This is a genomic window from Vibrio cholerae ATCC 14035 (assembly GCF_000621645.1).
Lineage (GTDB): Bacteria > Pseudomonadota > Gammaproteobacteria > Enterobacterales > Vibrionaceae > Vibrio > Vibrio cholerae.
Window position 1 is genome coordinate 1 of sequence record NZ_JHXR01000014.1, and the last position, 18,162, is coordinate 18,162.

The 18,162-nt window shown below is 48.6% G+C and carries 15 protein-coding genes; 5 read left to right on the forward strand and 10 right to left on the reverse strand.

Going from position 1 to position 18,162, the window contains the following annotated elements:
* The 3 genes from T411_RS0108645 to T411_RS0108655 all read right to left on the reverse strand — a co-directional run.
* On the reverse strand, positions 1 to 268 hold a 268-nt coding region (locus T411_RS0108645; RefSeq protein WP_027694886.1), incomplete at its 3' end, for an IS3 family transposase.
* A 59-nt stretch (positions 269 to 327) separates the two neighbouring features.
* Entirely contained in the window at positions 328 to 1,695 is a 1,368-nt protein-coding gene (locus T411_RS0108650) for a tyrosine-type recombinase/integrase (protein WP_001912187.1), read from the reverse strand.
* A gap of 173 nt (positions 1,696 to 1,868) precedes the next feature.
* Positions 1,869 to 2,456, reverse strand: coding sequence for a DUF2238 domain-containing protein (locus T411_RS0108655; protein ID WP_001131372.1), 588 nt, complete (start codon positions 2,454 to 2,456; stop codon positions 1,869 to 1,871).
* 235 nt (positions 2,457 to 2,691) lie between these two features.
* On the opposite strand from T411_RS0108655, the gene T411_RS0108660 reads away from it, so the two are divergent.
* Complete coding sequence (locus T411_RS0108660) at positions 2,692 to 3,321, forward strand: DNA-J related domain-containing protein (RefSeq protein WP_001284008.1); 630 nt, start codon at positions 2,692 to 2,694, stop codon at positions 3,319 to 3,321.
* A gap of 157 nt (positions 3,322 to 3,478) precedes the next feature.
* On the opposite strand, the gene T411_RS0108670 is transcribed toward T411_RS0108660, so the two are convergent.
* The 4 genes from T411_RS0108670 to tesA form a co-directional block, all read right to left on the reverse strand.
* Positions 3,479 to 5,128: an ABC-ATPase domain-containing protein gene (locus tag T411_RS0108670; RefSeq protein ID WP_000375433.1), complete on the reverse strand. Its 1,650-nt coding sequence runs from the start codon at positions 5,126 to 5,128 to the stop codon at positions 3,479 to 3,481.
* A 125-nt stretch (positions 5,129 to 5,253) separates the two neighbouring features.
* Positions 5,254 to 7,137, reverse strand: a complete 1,884-nt coding sequence (locus T411_RS0108675; protein ID WP_000035288.1) for a sensor domain-containing phosphodiesterase — start codon at positions 7,135 to 7,137, stop codon at positions 5,254 to 5,256.
* Between the two features lie 168 nt (positions 7,138 to 7,305).
* Positions 7,306 to 8,514, reverse strand: coding sequence for an enoyl-ACP reductase FabV (fabV, locus tag T411_RS0108680; protein ID WP_000547707.1), 1,209 nt, complete (start codon positions 8,512 to 8,514; stop codon positions 7,306 to 7,308).
* A gap of 89 nt (positions 8,515 to 8,603) precedes the next feature.
* On the reverse strand, positions 8,604 to 9,203 hold the full coding sequence (tesA, locus tag T411_RS0108685; RefSeq protein ID WP_000197503.1) for a multifunctional acyl-CoA thioesterase I/protease I/lysophospholipase L1: 600 nt from the start codon (positions 9,201 to 9,203) through the stop codon (positions 8,604 to 8,606).
* Here tesA and T411_RS0108690 point away from each other — a divergent pair.
* The 4 genes from T411_RS0108690 (at position 9,202) to T411_RS0108705 (ending at position 15,420) form a co-directional block, all read left to right on the forward strand.
* Entirely contained in the window at positions 9,202 to 9,879 is a 678-nt protein-coding gene (locus T411_RS0108690) for an ABC transporter ATP-binding protein (protein ID WP_001194970.1), read from the forward strand. The genes tesA and T411_RS0108690 overlap by 2 nt on opposite strands.
* Positions 9,876 to 12,323, forward strand: coding sequence for an ABC transporter permease (locus T411_RS0108695; protein ID WP_000645923.1), 2,448 nt, complete (start codon positions 9,876 to 9,878; stop codon positions 12,321 to 12,323). The genes T411_RS0108690 and T411_RS0108695 overlap by 4 nt, the downstream gene beginning before the upstream one ends.
* A 388-nt stretch (positions 12,324 to 12,711) precedes the next feature.
* Positions 12,712 to 13,878: a nucleotide sugar dehydrogenase gene (locus T411_RS0108700; RefSeq protein WP_000684076.1), complete on the forward strand. Its 1,167-nt coding sequence runs from the start codon at positions 12,712 to 12,714 to the stop codon at positions 13,876 to 13,878.
* Positions 13,879 to 13,986: 108 nt separating this feature from the next.
* Positions 13,987 to 15,420, forward strand: coding sequence for an FAD-dependent oxidoreductase (locus T411_RS0108705; protein ID WP_000175435.1), 1,434 nt, complete (start codon positions 13,987 to 13,989; stop codon positions 15,418 to 15,420).
* 51 nt (positions 15,421 to 15,471) lie between these two features.
* Here the strand turns inward: T411_RS0108705 and T411_RS0108710 are convergent, their stop codons facing one another.
* From T411_RS0108710 to T411_RS0108720, 3 genes are all read right to left on the reverse strand, one after another.
* Positions 15,472 to 16,401 (reverse strand): 5-oxoprolinase subunit C family protein, encoded by a 930-nt coding sequence (locus tag T411_RS0108710; protein WP_000900850.1) that lies wholly within the window; start codon positions 16,399 to 16,401, stop codon positions 15,472 to 15,474.
* A 103-nt stretch (positions 16,402 to 16,504) separates the two neighbouring features.
* Complete coding sequence (locus tag T411_RS0108715; protein ID WP_000026710.1) at positions 16,505 to 17,215, reverse strand: 5-oxoprolinase subunit B family protein; 711 nt, start codon at positions 17,213 to 17,215, stop codon at positions 16,505 to 16,507.
* Between the two features lie 3 nt (positions 17,216 to 17,218).
* Entirely contained in the window at positions 17,219 to 17,959 is a 741-nt protein-coding gene (locus T411_RS0108720) for a 5-oxoprolinase subunit PxpA (protein ID WP_001882609.1), read from the reverse strand.
* Positions 17,960 to 18,162 lie beyond the last annotated feature (203 nt).

The following is an 18,162-nucleotide window of genomic DNA, read 5'->3' on the forward strand; positions in this document are numbered from 1 at the left end:
CTTTTTTTAGTATTTCATTATGCTCTTCAAGGCGAGCCAGCTTCTTTTTCAATTCCCGAATTTCTATTTGCTCAGGGGTCATAGGTGAAGCTTTAGGTGTTTTCCCTTGGCGTTCTTCTCTAAGCTGGCGAACCCATTTATCCATCGTGGACTTGCCCACATTCATGGCTTGGGCTGCTTCCGTCACTGAGTAATTTTGGTCTAAGACTAGCTGCGCTGCTTCTAACTTAAATTCTGCGCTAAATAGTCGTCTTGTACGTTTTGTCATAATGTCACCTGTTAACTTATGAGGTGATGATATCACCTCTAACTAAGTGACCAAATTCACTATGCCACTACAAGTCTGAATATATTGTCTGAGTCCTCGTTACAGGTATTCACAATTTCACTCAAGAATAGCTCTAAGTCGAATCCATAAGCCCCATCTACGAGAGGGACTATACGATTACTTGATTTGTTTTTAACTACATTATCGCCTCTATCGTTAATGTCTATGTACCAACAAAGACCATTTGCAGATTGACGAATATCACCTTTACGTAGCTGTAAGATTTCATTAAGTCGTGCACCTGTAACGGCTGCTATCTGAGGAACCCATTTAAGATACTTCATCCCTTCAAGTGTCTTTTTGCTTCTTCTTGCTTCTGTGAAATAACCATGTTTGAAATAGTCAATCAAAGCTATTACCTCAGACTCTGTTAAAGCTTTAGGTTCCTTAATGTCCCTGTCCTTGATGTTCAACTTAACGGCAGGAGACTTACCGATTAGACCTAACGCCTCAGCATTGTTAAAGATTGCTCTAATATCTTGCATATAACCATTTACGGTTAGTGTCTTTAATCCTCTGTTGATTAGCGCTGTACGCACTTCTAACAGGTCATTTCGAGTAAGCTTATCAATCGGTTTATCTTTAAGAGAACAAGCCTCAAAGATGGTTTTAAGATGCTGTAGCTTTGCTCCTTTCTTCTCCTTGGTTGACTCCATCCATTCACCGCTACTTATCTTATCAGCAATGTAGTTATCAATAAGTTCATCTATGGTTAGTGACTCTTTGTGTTCTTTGTGTTCTTTGTGGTCTTGGGGTTCGCTGTGCTTACTTTGTTCGCTATCAACAATCGACAATAAACCTTCTGTATCGCTCTGTAAGCCCTTCTTCATGATGTCCGAATAGGATTGTATGAATCTCACCTGTTCGACTGTTTGAGCTTCTTGGAGGGCTTCTTGTGCAACGATGATATTACCACGGTAAAACCAATCAACTTTGGGACGTCTCAATAGCTCAGCCTTTGCGATTTCCTTTAAGGTTTCTCGCATATGGTTAAAGTCAATAAAGCTTCCTGCTTGCTCTAAAAGTCTATCCTTTAGGTAATCACTTCTCATCTTTGCCTCTCGTCTGCTTTCTGTTCTTAGTGACACAGTAACACTTTCATTCTTTAAATGTTCTCGGTGTGCTTGCTTTGCTCGTTGTGCTTGCTTCGCTCGCTGTGAGACTCGTAGATAGAACGTGTTGTGCTTCTTTAGTGTCGTGAAGTAAATCTTTTGGGTATCCCTAATGTGTGGGTTTATTCCGTTCCTACAGTCAGGGTTAATTGGATTACTTGAAAATACAGATAGAGACAAAGAGTCGTAGTGACTTCTTTTAGTGACCTTTTTGTTGACTTCTTGAGGATTTGAGAGGTTTTCTTGATGTGTCATCTTACGGTAACTCTTTGTTTATGAAAGAATTACCTTGTTGGGTCTTAGAAAAGAGATGCAATTCATAGAAAATACATGCACAAATTGTCATCGATCATACTCTTATCGAGTTCTGTCAGAACCTGTGCATGCGATTGCGCAATAAAAGAAACAACTAGGAACAATATGCGGCCTTAGCCTCTGGCTCGCTGCCACGCAAGTAGGCAAAGTGCGGTGATGGCACCTAAGGTATCGCACAGCATATCTTTCTGAGCATCCCAAATATCCCCTTGTGAGCCCAAAAATGCGATCCCTTCTTCGCCGCCAGCGAGCGCGGCGTACCACCACTCGATAATTTCGTAAGCCGCTGCAAGACTCATCAAGCTAAATAGTGCAAAGCTGTAAGCTAGCCAAGGTTTCGTTTGTTGCTTACGTAACAGCCATTCCGCAATAGGGTAAGCATAAAGACCGATGGAAAAGTGGGCGACGCGATCGAATTGATTGCGTGTAGAGCCGATCAAGGTATTGAACCAGTCAAAAGGGACTTCAGCGAAGGTGTATTTTGCGCCTATGGTATGCAAGCAGAGCCAAACAAACATCAAGACATAGGCGGTCGTGCTCATTGACCAGCGCAATGAGACCCACCAAATTGTGGCCAGAACCAGAATGGCGGGGATGATTTCGGCAAACCAAACCGCACGTGAAGTAGGTGCTATGGCTGAAAAAACAAAAATTAAGCTATAAAAAAGGGTCAATCCGATGAGAGGTCGCGACAAGGGCATAGTGAATCTCCGTCAATGGAATGGGCACTATCCTGCCATCATTATGAACATTGTTCAATTTCCAAATATTCAGAGCTAAGGTTGCGTCAGAAATCTGGCTTTTACAGTGTCAGAAAAACAGCCTGCAAGCCTTATGCGCATTGAGCTTCACACAATCAAGATTTGCCATTTCGCCGCCGTGACAAATGGGTTAGATTGATCTTGAATTAGAGTATTTCATGGGAATGGAAGCCTTATGTCAGACAGTCACCAGCTTGCTGCAACGTTTCAGACTTATATGGAAAATCCGCTGTTGTGGCCGATTTTTGAGGTTCTGAAACGCCAGCCTTCAGGATGGAAAGTGCATACCTTAGCCGCTCACTTGAGTGAGTTAGGCATCATGCCGGTCTTAGACCCTCAGCCGGAAAAAGATCTGTTCAAGCGAAATTTCCTGATCATGAATGCGCTCTATCAGCTCCAAGAAACCTTGCACCCAGAAAAATGGCTGCAAGTGGAAGCGATGAACATCATTTTAACTCCGATGATGCGTAGTGAATTCCACGACATTGATGTCAATGATCCTTTGCGAGATTACTACACTCAGTGGATGAACTATGAAGCGAATGAGGGGGAAGTGAAGCGTTTGCTCAATGAATTCTGGACGCGATATCGACACTCAGTGGGCAGCCATAATGGTAAGGATTTAACCCGAGGACAAGCTCTGCGTCTGTTTGAATTAACCGAAGAGGCGAGCGCCGTTGAGATCCGTAAAACGTGGCGTAAGCTGGCTTTGCGTTGGCATCCCGATCGAGAAAATGGCAATGCCGAACGTTTTCGGATCTTATGTGAAGCGTGGAATGTGCTCAGACAAGACTCTTTAGTTTAAAAAAGACTCTTTAAGTTAAAAGTGAAAAAACGAGAAAAACGAATAACGAAAAGGTCATGCAGCCCTTTGTCAGTTGCATGACCTTTGAAACCTGTTTTCTAGGGATTTCTTCCAACTTGAAGCTGCTGCAGCAAGTGGTTTTGCCCCTGCGTGGGAATTAGGCTTTAAATTGTGCTTTTCGCATCCGGTTTAGGGCTGCCATTGCATCTAAAATTCGCGGCTTAGCTAAATCACCGTGGTTTGGCATGGCTTGATACCAGTCACCTTCAAGCATTTTAGTCATGGCTTTGGCTGGGTTGTCTGTCCAACCTGGCAGTTGTGCCAGTTGGAACCACAGCCAACCAATGGCATTCACTTCACTTGAACTTTGCAACTGCTCCAGTGCGGAAATGTCCGTGAACTCTTTACCAAAACGCAGAGCATCCAAGCCTTTAGCCGACACACGGAATTTGCCATCCAGCAGCAGTTTTTGCAAAGTGGCACAGTTGAGAGCTCGTGGTGTAAAGGTCGCGAGTGGGGTTTCACACTCATTACGACGCAGCGTTGGGTGCTGGGCAATCACTTCACGCGCTTTTTCTGTTACGTCGACGGGTTGGTAGTCGTGCATCTGAATGACGGTATCGGCTACATCCAGATAGTCACCAGAGCCCCCCATCACCACCAGTGTCGAGATGCCGAGATCATCACGTAACTGACCGATACGATCCACCAACGGTGTGATCGGCTCTTCACCTTTGCTGACCAGTGCCTGCATGCGCTCATCACGGATCATAAAGTTGGTAGCAGAAGTGTCTTCATCAATCAGCAGAGTTGTGACACCCGCTTCAATCGACTCTTGTAACCAAGCCGACTGCGAGGTAGAGCCAGAAGCATCTTGCGTGCTGAAATCGGTCGTGTCTTTACCCATAGGTAAATGATTGATGTAGTTCGATAGATTGAGATTGTGTACACAACGGCCTTCTTCCGCGCGGATCTTCATCGCTTTAACATCAGTGACCATGCGCTCACGACCATCACCCGGAATATGGTTGTAGACCGAACGCTCAAGCGCGGTCAGCAAGGTTGATTTACCATGGAACCCACCGCCCACGATCAAGGTAATCCCTTGTGGAATACCCATACCCACCAGTTCACCTTGGTTAGGCGTTGAGAGGGTGACTTCGAGAGATTTTGGGGCGATGAAAGGAACAGCCTCTTTCATTGGCAGATCGCAGTTACCGGCTAATCGTGGCAATACACTGCCGTTAGCGATGAAAGCGACAAGACCGAGATCGTCCAGTTGAGCGCGCATCGCTTCCTGATCTTCTACGATTTCACAATGATGCAGTAGCGCGGCTTTATCTAACTCGCGTTCAAGCGTGGCACGGCGAATGTATTTCGGCAGGTGAAAGGTTAAGATATTCAGCGCTTTTTTCGCCAGAATATCGCGTCCTTCCGCTGGCATACTCATGCGAAAACGCAGTTCGATGCCGTGTTCGTTAAACAGAACAGAGGTACTATCGAGAACCGTTTGACCGCTAATCGCGATCGATAAGCTGTTGTCTTGTTTGGCGAACTCTGCAAAAGCACGAGCGATAAAATCACGCGCAGCCATTTGATAAGCAGGGGATTTCTCTTTCAGCCAATCTAAACCCGTCAACGACCAAGCGCGCGTAGCACGCAGGCGAGAGGCTGAAGCGTATGGATCAGACTGAATGTGATCGATGAACAGAGTAAAGTCGCCAAAGTCGTACTGACCTTTGATCTGCTGATAAGCACGATAGTTCTGCTTTTCGAGTTTCTTGAGTGTTGCAATTAGTCGATCCATCTCGATTATCGCTCATAGGGAAAGAAAAAGAGGAGCGCGATTATAGGTAGCGCCCACGGAAGAGTAAAGGAATGATAAGCCAATCTCTTTATGCTCGACAACCACAGAGCAGGAGATACCTTCGATTACGCCAGAGCGTGGCTTTCGAGCTTGAGGGTAAACACTTCACTGGGCATAGGTTTGCCATATAAAAAGCCTTGGCCGACATCGCAACCCTGTTCCAGAATGAACTGCTCTTGCTGCGTCGACTCAATACCTTCCACCACCACGTTTAAGTTCAGTTTTTTCGCTACATGCAGCATAGAACGCACGATTTCTTGATCGCTTTCGCTGTGTTCGATCTGCTCCATAAAACTTTTATCAATCTTGATGCCATCAAATGGGAATTTTTTTAGATACTGAAACGAAGCGTAACCCGTACCAAAATCATCGAGTGATAATGTCACGCCTAATGTGTGTAGTCGGTTGAGAATATCACTCGCGGTCGGCTCATCGACGATCAGGCCACTTTCGGTGATTTCCAGTTCCAACTGATGCGCAGGGAAGCAATACAGCGCCAGCAGATCTCGAATCTGCTCGACAAAGCCACTGTTTTTGAGCTGTACGGAAGAGACATTGATCGCGATACAAAAGGTTGGGCACACCGCTAACCAATCACTGGCGGCTTTTAAAGCTTGGTGCAAAACAAAATGCCCCACTTCAAAGATAAGACCATTTTGCTCTGCCATATGAATCAAGGTTTCATTGGAAAATTCACCCAACACCGGATGCTTCCAACGCAACAATGCCTCAGCACCGACCCAGCGCTGGGTTTTCATGCTGACTTTAGGTTGGAAGTAGAGCAGCAGATCGTTGTTGCGCACCGCTTGCAGTAAATAGTTTTCCAATTGATTTTGCCGTGCATGGTTATCGGCTAATGCGGGAGAGTGAAAAAACACTTTGTATCCCGAGTCCTTACACGCCAACATGCTGCTGACGGCATGGCGCAGTAGCTGCTGCGGATCGCGTGTTTCACGGCTAAGGGCCACACCAATATAAGGGTTGAGGTGAACGGGCAGCCCCTCCGTCACAAATTGCGCTTGCCCAGCGTGAATTAAACGATGGCAAAGCTGATTTAATTGGGTGTCGAGCGGATGGGCTTTTAAGATCAGCGTCAAATTGGTCGAGTTAGGGCGAGCGGTCAGTAATTCCCCCTCCGTCACCGGACCAAGTCGCTCACGTAACTGCTTTAGCACATCATCCCAAAGGTGGTAACCCAGCCGCGCCTGTAATTGGCGGGCATTGGCAAAACCGATATGAATCACAGCGAGCTCTTCGTGTTCCGCCAATTGAGCCAGCTGCATCGCGAGCTGCTGCTCCAATGCCGTGCGATTCAGAAAGCCAGTCCCAAGGTCGTGACTGCGCTGATACTCAATCTGCTGTTCTGCGGCACGGCGTTTATCGATCTCTTGATGGAGAGATTGGTTCAGCGAGGCGATGCTTTGCATTTTATGACGAACTTTGAAGTGCAAATCTTGGTTCATTTGCAACAACGTTTCGCGTTGGTAAAGGGTTTTAAGCTGAGCTTCAATCGATTCAGCAAAGGTTTTTATCAATTGCTGATCGGTACTAAGAAACTGGCGAGCTTGACGATCGGTGACACACAAAGATCCAAAAAGCTCACCGTTTGGCCATTGCAATGGTACGCCACAGTAAGCGCGCATGCCCAATTCCAGATCTGGGTTATCCTTCCACAATGGGTCGAGGTCGGCGTTACTGACTAACAATATCTGGCGAGTATTGACCACAGTTTCACAATACAAGCCTGTGCCTAATCGTTCGGTCATGCCGACTTGGTATGGATTGTCACTGCCGACACTGGTACAAAACACATCAAGATCGTGATGGCGTAAACGCATGATCAGGGTGGCTGAGACTTTCAGCACTTCGGCCAGCAGGTTGAGCATCTGCTGCCAATTTGCCTGCATGCTAGAAGGGATCGGGATCGAGTGTGAAAGGATCGGTGCCATTAAGAGGTCCTTGATTGCGGCATGGATTTGGGGTGTGACTAGAGCGACTGCCTGTCTGAAGTCACACCTTTACTTCAGTGGTCAGTCACTCTAACAAATGCCGATCAGAATGGCAGAGCGAATTGAGTTAGCTTGTGTGAATTCTCAAATCTAAAACAACGGGGCGTGTCACTTTTTATTAATAAAATTATGCATATCAACAGATTGGCTATAATCGATCTGGTCAAATTCAAACCCGTTAAGCTGCATAAACTCACGTTTAAAACCCGCATAATCGCCTAACTGCTGAAAATTGCTGGCATTCATTTGTTGTAAACGTTCACGAACTTGTACTTGCGTATCGGGGTTCATCTCCCAATCATCCATACGGATCAAACGTTCGCTATCGAGTGGAATTCGTGAATGGCCATACAGCTTGTCGCTAAACAGGCGCTGCATCTGTTCAATGCAACCTTCATGGGTGCCTTTATTTTTCATTACTTGGTACAGCGCGAGTAAGTAAGGACTCAAACCGGGAATAAATACGCTGGCTTTTGTCACTAACGCCTTACAAACAACGGCATACGCACCGCCATCAAAGTTGGCGAGTTTCAGATTCAAAGCATGACTCGTTTGGTGTAAATCGATTTTAGCGCGGCCTAAAGTACCATCCAGATAGATAGGGTGAGTAACGTCAGGGCCCATGTAAGAAAACGCGATCGTTTTGCACCCTTCGGCGAGTGATTCGGCATTGATCAAGGTATCAATCCAGTTTTCCCAATCATCGCCGCCCATGACGCGTAATGTCCCTTCAATTTCCTCTTCGCTGGCCGGTTGCAAGGTGGTTTCAATCCACGTGTCATTTTCAAGCAAGAGGGTTGCACCAGAGACCGCTTCACCAATCGGCTTAATCGCGGATCGCCAAAATTCAGGGTCAGCCTTTTCGCTTCTGGGCTTGCGGCGCATGCCACTGGCAATGCTGTAAATGATGAGATCCACTTCCCCTTCAAAATAGGTTTCTATCGCTTCAATCACTTGCTCACGCATGTCGACAGAAAAAACATCGCCTTCGAGATTGACCGCGATGCGACCTGCTTGCTCGGCATGCTGTTTAAAAAAGAGATTGTTGTAGTAACCTGCACTGCCGGTTTGTGTTTCACTCGGAGCACGTTCAAAGGAGACCCCAATCGTATCGGCTTGCGCGCCACCAAAGGTCAGCGCAATCCTTGCCGCGAGCCCAAATCCCGACGATGCTCCGAGGATCAGAACGCGTTTTGGACCTGACTTGATCGGATTCGCCTGTTTTACGTACTGGATCTGTTGTAGGACGGCTTGTTCGCAGCCATAAGGATGGGCGCTGCGCGCCACAACGCCCTGAATGATTGGCTTGATGTGCATAGGGTCACCTATTCTCTAGTTAAGGGCTCAAAAATAACGTAAAGCTGAGTAAATTTTATTGAGCTAAACCAGTAAATCGGTGGATGGTGTTACAAATGTGCGGCAAGGTGTTCGGCCACAAACTTGGCTATCCAAGGCTGCGCTTCAGGTTTGGGGTGTAAACCATCTGCCATCATCCATTCTGGTTTGAGGATCACTTGCTCAAGAAAGAACGGGATAAGCGGGATAGAAAACTGCTCAGCTAGGCTAGGATAGATCTGGTAAAACGCATCGCTGTACCGTTTGCCATAGTTAGGTGGGATACGGATCTGCATTAAGATGACTTTTGCGTTTTTAGCTTGGATCTGTTCAATCATGGTGGTGAGGTTATGAGTGACCGTTTGCGGTGGAAAACCGCGTAAACCGTCGTTGGCTCCTAATTCTATCAGTACGGTATCGGGCTGATGTTGGCTCAGAAGAGAGGGCAGGCGGGCGAGCCCGTTGCCTGTGGTATCACCAGAAATGCTTCCGTTAACTACGGTAACGGTTTGACCCTGTTCCACTAGCTCTTCGGCCAGTAAACTTGGCCAAGCTTGTTCGATAGGCATTTCGTACCCTGCGCTTAAACTGTCGCCGAGTACCAATAACGTTTTACTGCTGGCTGCAGCAGAAAAGAGAACAACAAACAAAAAGGAAAGTAGTCGAGTCATGCAAACATCCATCATTTCAGCGCAATCACTATCCAAATTAGTCTCCACTAATCAGGAGCATTTAACAATCCTTAAACAGGTGAATCTCTCGATTCAAGCGGGAGAAAGTGTGGCGATTGTCGGCGCATCAGGCGCGGGAAAATCGACGCTGATGACGCTACTGGCGGGGTTAGATACGCCAAGTGAAGGGGAAGTGTATCTGTTGGGGAAACCGCTTTCACAACTGGATGATGAAGCCCGCGCCGCACTGCGCAGTGAATCCGTTGGGTTTGTGTTCCAAAGTTTTCTGCTTATTCCGAGCCTGTCGGCGCTGGAAAATGTCACTCTGCCTTGTTTGTTAAAAGGTGAGGCGGAGGATCGCGAGCGCGCCCAGAAGCTGCTCAAAGCGGTCGGTTTGGAGCATCGAATGCACCATTCGCCCGCACAATTGTCGGGCGGAGAGCAGCAACGCGTAGCGATTGCTCGCGCATTTATGATAAGTCCCCAAGTGCTGTTTACTGATGAGCCAACGGGCAATTTGGATCAAGAAACAGCTGCAAAAGTGATTGATTTACTGTTTGAACTGAACCGTGAACACGGCACTACACTAGTGCTGGTGACGCATGACCCTAAACTCGCGCAGCGTTGTCAGCGACGATTTTTTATGCAAGCGGGTGAGCTGGAGGAGCGCGTATGAAGGCCTTGCCTCCCGCATCGCTCAATCGCCGCTTACTGCGTTGGAGCTTAAGTGAAATTCGTCACGGGCAGTTATGGCCGGTGACTGTTGCGCTAACCTTAATCATTGCCTCGATTTTTGCATTAACCGCGCTCGCGCAGCGTATGGAACAAGTGATTGTGAAACAAGGGCGTGATGCGTTAACCGCTGATACGGTATTTGTTTCGGGCAACCCACTTCCTGAGTCCTTATTGACCCTGACCGCGCAGCAAGCTAGTCAAACTTCACAAATGACCCGTTTTGCGACCATGGCCTTTAGCGATCAAGGCATGCAGTTAGTCACTGTCAAAGCGGTAGATAGTGCTTATCCACTGCGTGGCGAGATGCGTTTAAGTGATGGTCAGCAAACCTTTAATCATGTGGTGAGCAACCAACTTTGGCTTGAACCGCGAGTAAAAGATCAGTTAGGGGTGGATATCGGTGACAATGTCACGATTGGTGATGCGGATTTTGTGGTCAGCGGTGAAGTGTTGGAAGAGCCAGGACTGAGCTTTAACCCATTCCAGCAAATGCCATCGGTTTACATCCATGCCTCTGATGTGGATAAAACTGGCGCGATTCAGCCGGGGAGTCGGGTGCAATTTAGCCTATTTATGACTGGTGATGACTCTGCGATTGAATCGATAAAACAACAAGTGAGCTTAACGGCGAGCGATCGCTGGCGTGATCAAGAAAGTGGCAGCCGTACTAATGAGGTGTTTGCACGCACTCAACAGTACTTATCGCTGACTGTAGCAATTGTGATCTTGATGGCCGCGACCACCTTAGTGCTGACCTGTCAGCATTACGTTTCCACCCGCACGCATACGATTGCGATGTTAAAAAGTCTCGGAGCAAGTCGCCGCTGGTTACGCCATTGGCTAGCGTTGCAAGTCGGATTGTTACTGGTATTTGCGGTGGTGTTGGGCAGCGTTATTGGTGTTGGGTTGGAGTCGCTGCTGCGTTTGCCACTAAAAGATTTGTTGCCCGACCCGCTCCCCAGTTACGGTTTGCGTCCGCTGTGGATTGCACTTGCCAGCAGCTTATTGATTGCGGTGCCAGCTCTGGGGATCCCGCTGGGACGTCTATTGAGCGTGAGTGCGGTTGCGGTCATGCAGCCGGTGGCGGCGCAAACTCGTTGGCAGCGCAATCTACTGCTGATCATGGTACCGATTGTGCCGCTACTGCTGGTGTATGGGCAAAACCAACTGATCTGGATTGTGCTGATCGGTATTGTGGTGCTGTTTGCGGTGTTAGCGGTGGTCAGTGTTTTGGTGACTCGTCTGCTGGCTAAGCTACCGCTTAATCCTGCGATGGCATTGGCTCTGAGCCGAATTAACCGCTCTGTTGCAGCAAGTGGTTTGCAGTTTGGCGCGTTAGCTCTCTCTTTGATGTTGCTCGCCATCATCTGGTTAGTGCGTACCGATTTGCTCTCAGATTGGCAGCGCACCTTGCCGGAAAATGCGCCGAATGCGTTTGCACTCAACATCAGTGAATCCGAAAAGGCCAGTTACCTTGCGGCATTAGATACAGCAAACATTGAGCGCTCTGCTGCTTATCCCATCATGCGTGGGCGTTTAACGCATATTAACGGTCAAGAGGCGAAACAATACGCGCAAAATGGTGAAGAGAGTTCAGATGCGCTGCGCCGTGAGCTGAATTTAACCTGGGCAGAGCAGTTACCCGATTACAACCCCATTTTGCAAGGAGAGTGGCAAAGCCAAAATGGCGTATCGGTTGAGCAGGAAGTGGCGAGCGACCTCGGGCTTAAACTTGGGGATACGCTGACGTTTATGATCAATAGTCAAACAGTGAGCGCGCAAGTGAACACCATTCGTCAGGTCGAGTGGCGTGAAATGAAGCCCAATTTTTACTTCATTTTTAGTCCGGACGTGGTGCAAAACTTGCCAGCCAGTTATTTGATCAGTTTCCGCATTCAGCCCGAACATGATGCGTTGCTCGGTCAGCTCTCACGGCAACACCCGACGGTGAGCTTGATGGACATTCGCACCATGGGAGCCAAAATCCAAGCCTTGTTGACCCAAATTGTTTGGTCTGTGACGGTGTTGGCGGCACTGGGTGTGCTAGCAGGGGTATTGCTGATTTTTACTTTGCTGCGCTTAAGCCTCAGTCAGCGTCAGCAGGAGATCCGCCTGTATCGCACGTTAGGGGCGAGTCGCCGCCGAGTTATGCACACCATTTGGGCTGAGTATGGAGTGATGGCGTTAGTCGGAGGGTTAGTGGCCAGCGTGAGTGCTGATGCAGTCGTCGCTGCGGTCATGAAATGGGGATTTAGCCTGACTCCGAGTCTGCATATGGCGCTGTGGTTTGTGCTCCCTGCGTTGACTTTTTGCACACTTGCTGCGGTTGTGAGCAGTTTGTTGAAACGCCTGTTAGCCCCCGTCAATAAAGCCTTCAGCGATTGAGCATTGGGGTAAATGGGTTAGTTATCCACAAAATCAGTGGATAACTTTTGGGATAAGTAAAGTAGCGGATGAAGGGGGTTGGGTTGTCAGCCCCGTAGTGGCCGAGGTTTGCGAGGATCGGTTATTCACAAAGTGGTGAAAAGGGAAAAATGGCAAATCTCAGTCAAGCGTTTTTTTGACTTTTTTCGGCTAAAAATCCGCTTTGTGAGCCATGAGTGCGTTTGATCAAAAAACCTTATGTTACAGGTTGTTTTTGTTACTTAAGGTCAAATTAGGCAAGCCATTTGCAGTCACTAAATCGTCAATTTTCTATGGCATGGTAAAACTTGAATCTCTCCCGATAACCGCTTGGGTCGGGAGAAAGGGCATCAAGTGAAAGGGATCCGCCATGAAAATTGCCATTGCAGGAACGGGGTATGTAGGATTATCGAATGGAATACTGCTTGCTCAACACAATGAAGTGGTCGCATTGGATATCGTGGTCAGCCGAGTAGAGCAGCTCAATGATAAGATTTCACCGATCGCCGATCCCGAGATTGAATCTTTTCTACAGCATCAACCCCTTAATTTTCGAGCGACTTGCGATAAACGAGACGCCTACCAAGACGCACAGTTTGTCGTGATCGCCACGCCTACCGACTATGACCCACAAACCAATCATTTTGATACACGAACCGTGGAAGCGGTGATTGATGATGTGTTGGCGATCAATCCACAGGCCATCATGGTGATTAAATCCACTGTGCCTGTGGGTTACACCAAACGCATCAAACAACGGCTCTGCTGTAACAACCTGATCTTTTCGCCAGAGTTTTTACGCGAAGGGCGTGCCTTGTATGACAACTTATACCCATCTCGGATCATTGTTGGGGAAAAGTCGGAGCGCGGCCAAGCGTTTGCAACCTTGTTGGCTCAGGGGGCAAAGAAAATGGATATTCCGATTTTGTTGACTCACTCGACCGAAGCTGAAGCGGTCAAGCTTTTCTCGAACACCTATCTTGCAATGCGTGTATCGTTTTTTAATGAGTTGGATACGTACGCGGAAACCCATGGGTTAGACACCAAACAGATCATCGAAGGCGTTGGGTTAGATCCTCGCATCGGTAATCATTACAACAATCCTTCTTTTGGTTATGGTGGTTACTGCTTGCCGAAAGACACTCGCCAGTTACTGCGCAATTTTGAGGATGTACCTAATAACCTGATCCGTGCGATTGTCGATGCCAATACCACACGCAAAGACCATATTGCGTTTTCCATCTTGAACCGCAACCCGAAAGTGGTTGGTATTTACCGCTTAATCATGAAGTCGGGCTCTGACAATTTTCGAGCTTCATCCATCTTAGGCATCATGAAACGAATCAAGGCACAGGGGGTTGAAGTGGTGATTTACGAACCTGTGCTCAATGAATCGACCTTTTACGGCTCACCTGTGATTCGCGATCTTGCCCAGTTTAAAGCGATGGCCGAGGTGATAGTGACCAATCGCCGGGTGGCTGAGCTGGAGGATGTCGCGGAAAAAATCTACACCCGTGACCTGTTTGGTCAGGATTGAGTGATCGGCCGAGGATAAGTCCGCGTAAAAAATGTGATTTTATTAACGTTTCATACCCTTTAGAATGGCGACCACATTTCTTAGCCTTGATGTAACAGTAGGTAAAATATGACATTGCGATCTCAAGATCCCCGAATTGCTATCATAGGTGGCGGTATTGCTGGTGCGACGGCGGCCGTCCATTTGGGTGAGCTGGGACTCAATGTTGTCCTGATGGAAAAAAGTGCTGGTTTAGTCAGTGGGCCACCGATTTGTCATCTGCATGCCGGGGGCAATCTCTATCGAGAAATTTCCGAGCAGCAGTGTATCGACCTATTGGAGCAGTCAATTGAAACGGTACGCCTTTATCCACACACTTTAAATGTTCGCCCAACCTTGATTGCTATCCCGCAATCCGATCCGGGTCAACCCGAAGAAATTCTGCCGCGCTTAGTGACCATTCAAAACGCGTATCGTAAGTTGGTGGAGCAAGATGCGGCCAATCAAGTGCTTGGCGCAGTCGATAATTACTATCGCTTGTATCAGCGTGAAGAGTTAGAGCGTTTGGCGCAGCAGCAACAAGCCAATCCACCGCAAAGCGATGATGAGTGGGTGATTCCGTTTGCTCAGCATGCCGATCTTGCACAGCTCAAATACCCTGTCGTGTTGGTTCAAGAATACGGTTGGAGTGTGTTTCGCTTAGCAGCCAGCGTCGATCTGACTCTCGAAGCCTTACCCAATTGCCAAGTGATGTTGCACACTGAACTGGTGGATGCCACGTTTCAAGACAACCAGTGGCGATTGACTTATCTTGATGCGCAAGGGGAGCGCCATACTCAAACTGTGGATTATCTGGTCAATGCTTGTGGTTTTGAGACCGGACGAGTGGACGATATGGCTCGCCACCACAGACAGCGTTTGGTGGAGTTTAAAGCGGCGTATGTCACTCACTGGCCTGCATGTCATCAGTGGTGGCCAGAAGTGATTTTCCATGGCCCACGTGGTAGCGAAGATGGCATGGCACAGCTTACCCCTTATGCCGATGGCACGTTCCAACTGCATGGCATGACGGAATCCATCACCTTGTTTGCGGATGGTTTGGTCGCCTCGACTCCGACATCCTCGCAGCCACAGTTGCCTGTGTATCTGCAACACAAGATTGAGCGTGGCTGGCCGATGTCGGCACAAAAAGAGCGCACTATGCGTGCGATACAGCATATGAGCCGCTTTGTGCCCAGTTTTGATAATGCGGAGTTTGCGGGTACACCGCTATTTGGTGCGCAGCAGATCCCCGGTGACGATGTGACACTGCGTGCGGCGGACGTCAGTTTTGAAGCCAATCAGTACGCGAGACTCGAAGTGGTCAAAGGCTCATCGGCGCTGAGAGCCGCTCGCCAATTGGTTGCGGTTTGGCAACTCAAGCCAGATGCTGGTGAGCTATCGATTGAGGCTGAGCACCCATGCAGTATGGCCTTTACTGCGCAGCAGGTGGAGCAGAAGGCGATACGCTTATGCCACGCGCGTGGTTATCCTGCCGCGTTAGCCAAGGTGTATGGGCTTTAAAGTCTCAATAACGGAAGTTTTAAAAACGGAAGTTTCAAAAAACGGAAAGGATCAGTAACCGAAAAATCGCGCCCACTGACACCACACCGCTTGAAGCCCAGCGAGATCGCCAGCGACAAACCGTACGGAATGTCCCGGCTTGGCTTGCGCTAAACGGGGCAGATCGATTCTCGCTACACAACCTAGCTTGGGATACCCGCCAATCGTCTGCCGATCATTGAGCAAAATGATTGGCTGACCATTCGGCGGAACTTGAATCGCCCCCAAGGCAATCCCCTCAGAGAGAATGGTTTGATCCGGTGGCGATATGGTTTCACCTTGCAAGCGATAGCCCATGCGATCGCTGTTTGGGGTCACGATAAACTCGCTGCGGTAGAAGCTTTCCATCGCGGATGGTGAAAACGCTTGATATTGGTAACTCTCAATCACGCGCAGTCGCAGAGGTAAGTTGTAATCAGGTCGAAAGCGAAACGTCATCAGCACCGGTTTCTGGGCAATCTGCTGCGCGGAAAATGCTAAGTCATCACCCGTTTGTAGCGCCAGCCCTTGCGACGTTAGTCCACCTAAGCCTTGCCGAACATGGGTAGATACAGAGCCCAGTTGTGGAGAGACCGTAAACCCTCCTTGAACCGCAAGATAGGCGCGTAGCCCGTTGCGTGGTAAACCAAAGCGCAGCGTTTGTCCTTGCTTGGCATAAAATCGGCTCCAATTGGCGATGGGGCGACCGTCTAGCGTGGCATTGAGATCGCCACCGGCAATCGCCAATTGCGCGTCGCTGCGTAAAAGAAATTCCGCTGGACCGAGCGTGATTTCTAAGGTGGCGCAATTGACGGTATTGGCGAGTAAATGGTTAGCCCAGCTGTAGGCGTATTCATCGAGAGGGCCGGAAGGGGTGATCCCGAAATGACTGAACCCATAGCGACCCAAGTCGTGAAGTAGCGTGAGTGGTCCCGCTTTGATCACGTGTAGCTTACCTAGCATGTTCCTTCCTTATGGAAAATATTCCCTGCTTATTCCTTTGTTACCCTAGGCAACTGTTACCTGAGGCAGCTGTTATCTGAGGCAGCTCTGGGTGTTGGCCATCTTAAGCTCTGTGGATTGAGTACGGCTCAATCACACCGCCCAACTGAATAAACTCATCACGTTCAATCGAGCGAAATCGCACTTGAGTGCCAATCTGCCAAGGTGACATCGGCTCTTGTCTCGGGTCAAACAAGGTTTGCGGACAGTTACCGATAATGTTCCAGCCGCCCGGAGAGGCGTTGGGATAAATGGCCGTTTGTTGCTCGGCAATCCCTACGCTGCCTTTGGGGAGCATTAGGCGCGGGGTAGTGCGTCTGGGGCGGCGCAGCGGCTCGGCGACTTGAGTCATAAAGGCAAACCCGGGAGCAAAGCCAATCGCCGCCACCGTGTAAGTCACAGAGGTATGCAACTGAATCACTTCTGCTAATGCAAGCCCTTGTTCCTGATAGCGAATGAGGTCAAGTCCTACATCAGGATGGTAGTACACGGGGAGCTCAATGAGATTGGCGTTCGCGTGGTTAGCCTGTCGCGGTTGATTAAGCAGTAAAGTCAACTGCGCCACCAGCTCCTTTTGTGTTAAACGGTAGGGTAAATAATCAATCAGCAAGGTGGTATAAGAGGGAGTGACGTTCATCAGTCCATAGGCCAAACTCTGCATGATGTCATGCGCACATTGGCCAATATGCATCGCTAAGGTTGCATCAGCCGGATGCTGAAAGCGCACCAGTATGCTGCCTTCCGCAATCGGCTCAATTTCAAATGGGATGGACATGGCCTACTCATCCAACGCAGCACGAATTCTGGCAATGAGCGACACGGCGTTTGGGTTATCGCCGTGCACACATAAAGTATCTGCTTCAATCGGGATAACGAACCCATCAGAACTGGTGACTTTGCCATAACGGGCGATTTGTCGCACTTGGTTGAGAATGGCTTCTTCGCTACTGAGTACCGCATTGGGTTGTGAGCGCGGTGTCAGCTTGCCATTGGCGAGATAGGTACGGTCGGCAAAAGCTTCAAACAGCAGTGGTACATCAAAACGGTCCGCAATATCGAGATAGTCTTGATTGTTGGCAGAAGCGAGCACCATCAGAGGCAGGTTAAAACAGGAAACGGCATCGACCACCGCACGAAAGATGCTCGGGTCGCTCATCATGTCGTTATACAGCGCGCCATGAGGCTTCACATAGCTCAATTGGCCATTTTTACTTTCACACAGCGCCTTCAGTGCGCCGACTTGGTAAAGAATGATTTCACTCACTTCTTGCTCATTCATCGCCAACGAGCGGCGCCCAAATCCTTGCAAATCTGGGTAGCTAGGATGGGCACCTATCATCACTTCATGCTCAAGCGCTAAATCTATCGTACGGCTCATAACATGAGGATCGGACGCGTGAAAGCCACAAGCGATATTGGCCATATCAATCCAAGGCATCACTTCTTCATCGGCCCCCATGGTCCAGACGCCGAAGCTTTCGCCCATATCGCAATTGAGTTGGATTGTCCGTTTGCTCACTGATGTACATCCTTCTGTAAACTCTGCCCGCTAAAGTAGCGAAAAAGAGTGATTTCGTCAGCCGAAATTAGGGTTTGGTCAATAAATTTTGCGTGTTTTGGAGCATTCTGAATCAAATGCAATGCCACAAATGTTCCGGATTGCCCGCCTCTCGCCTACTTTTCGCCACAAGGGGATATTTTAGAGCTTAAATCTGGATCTCA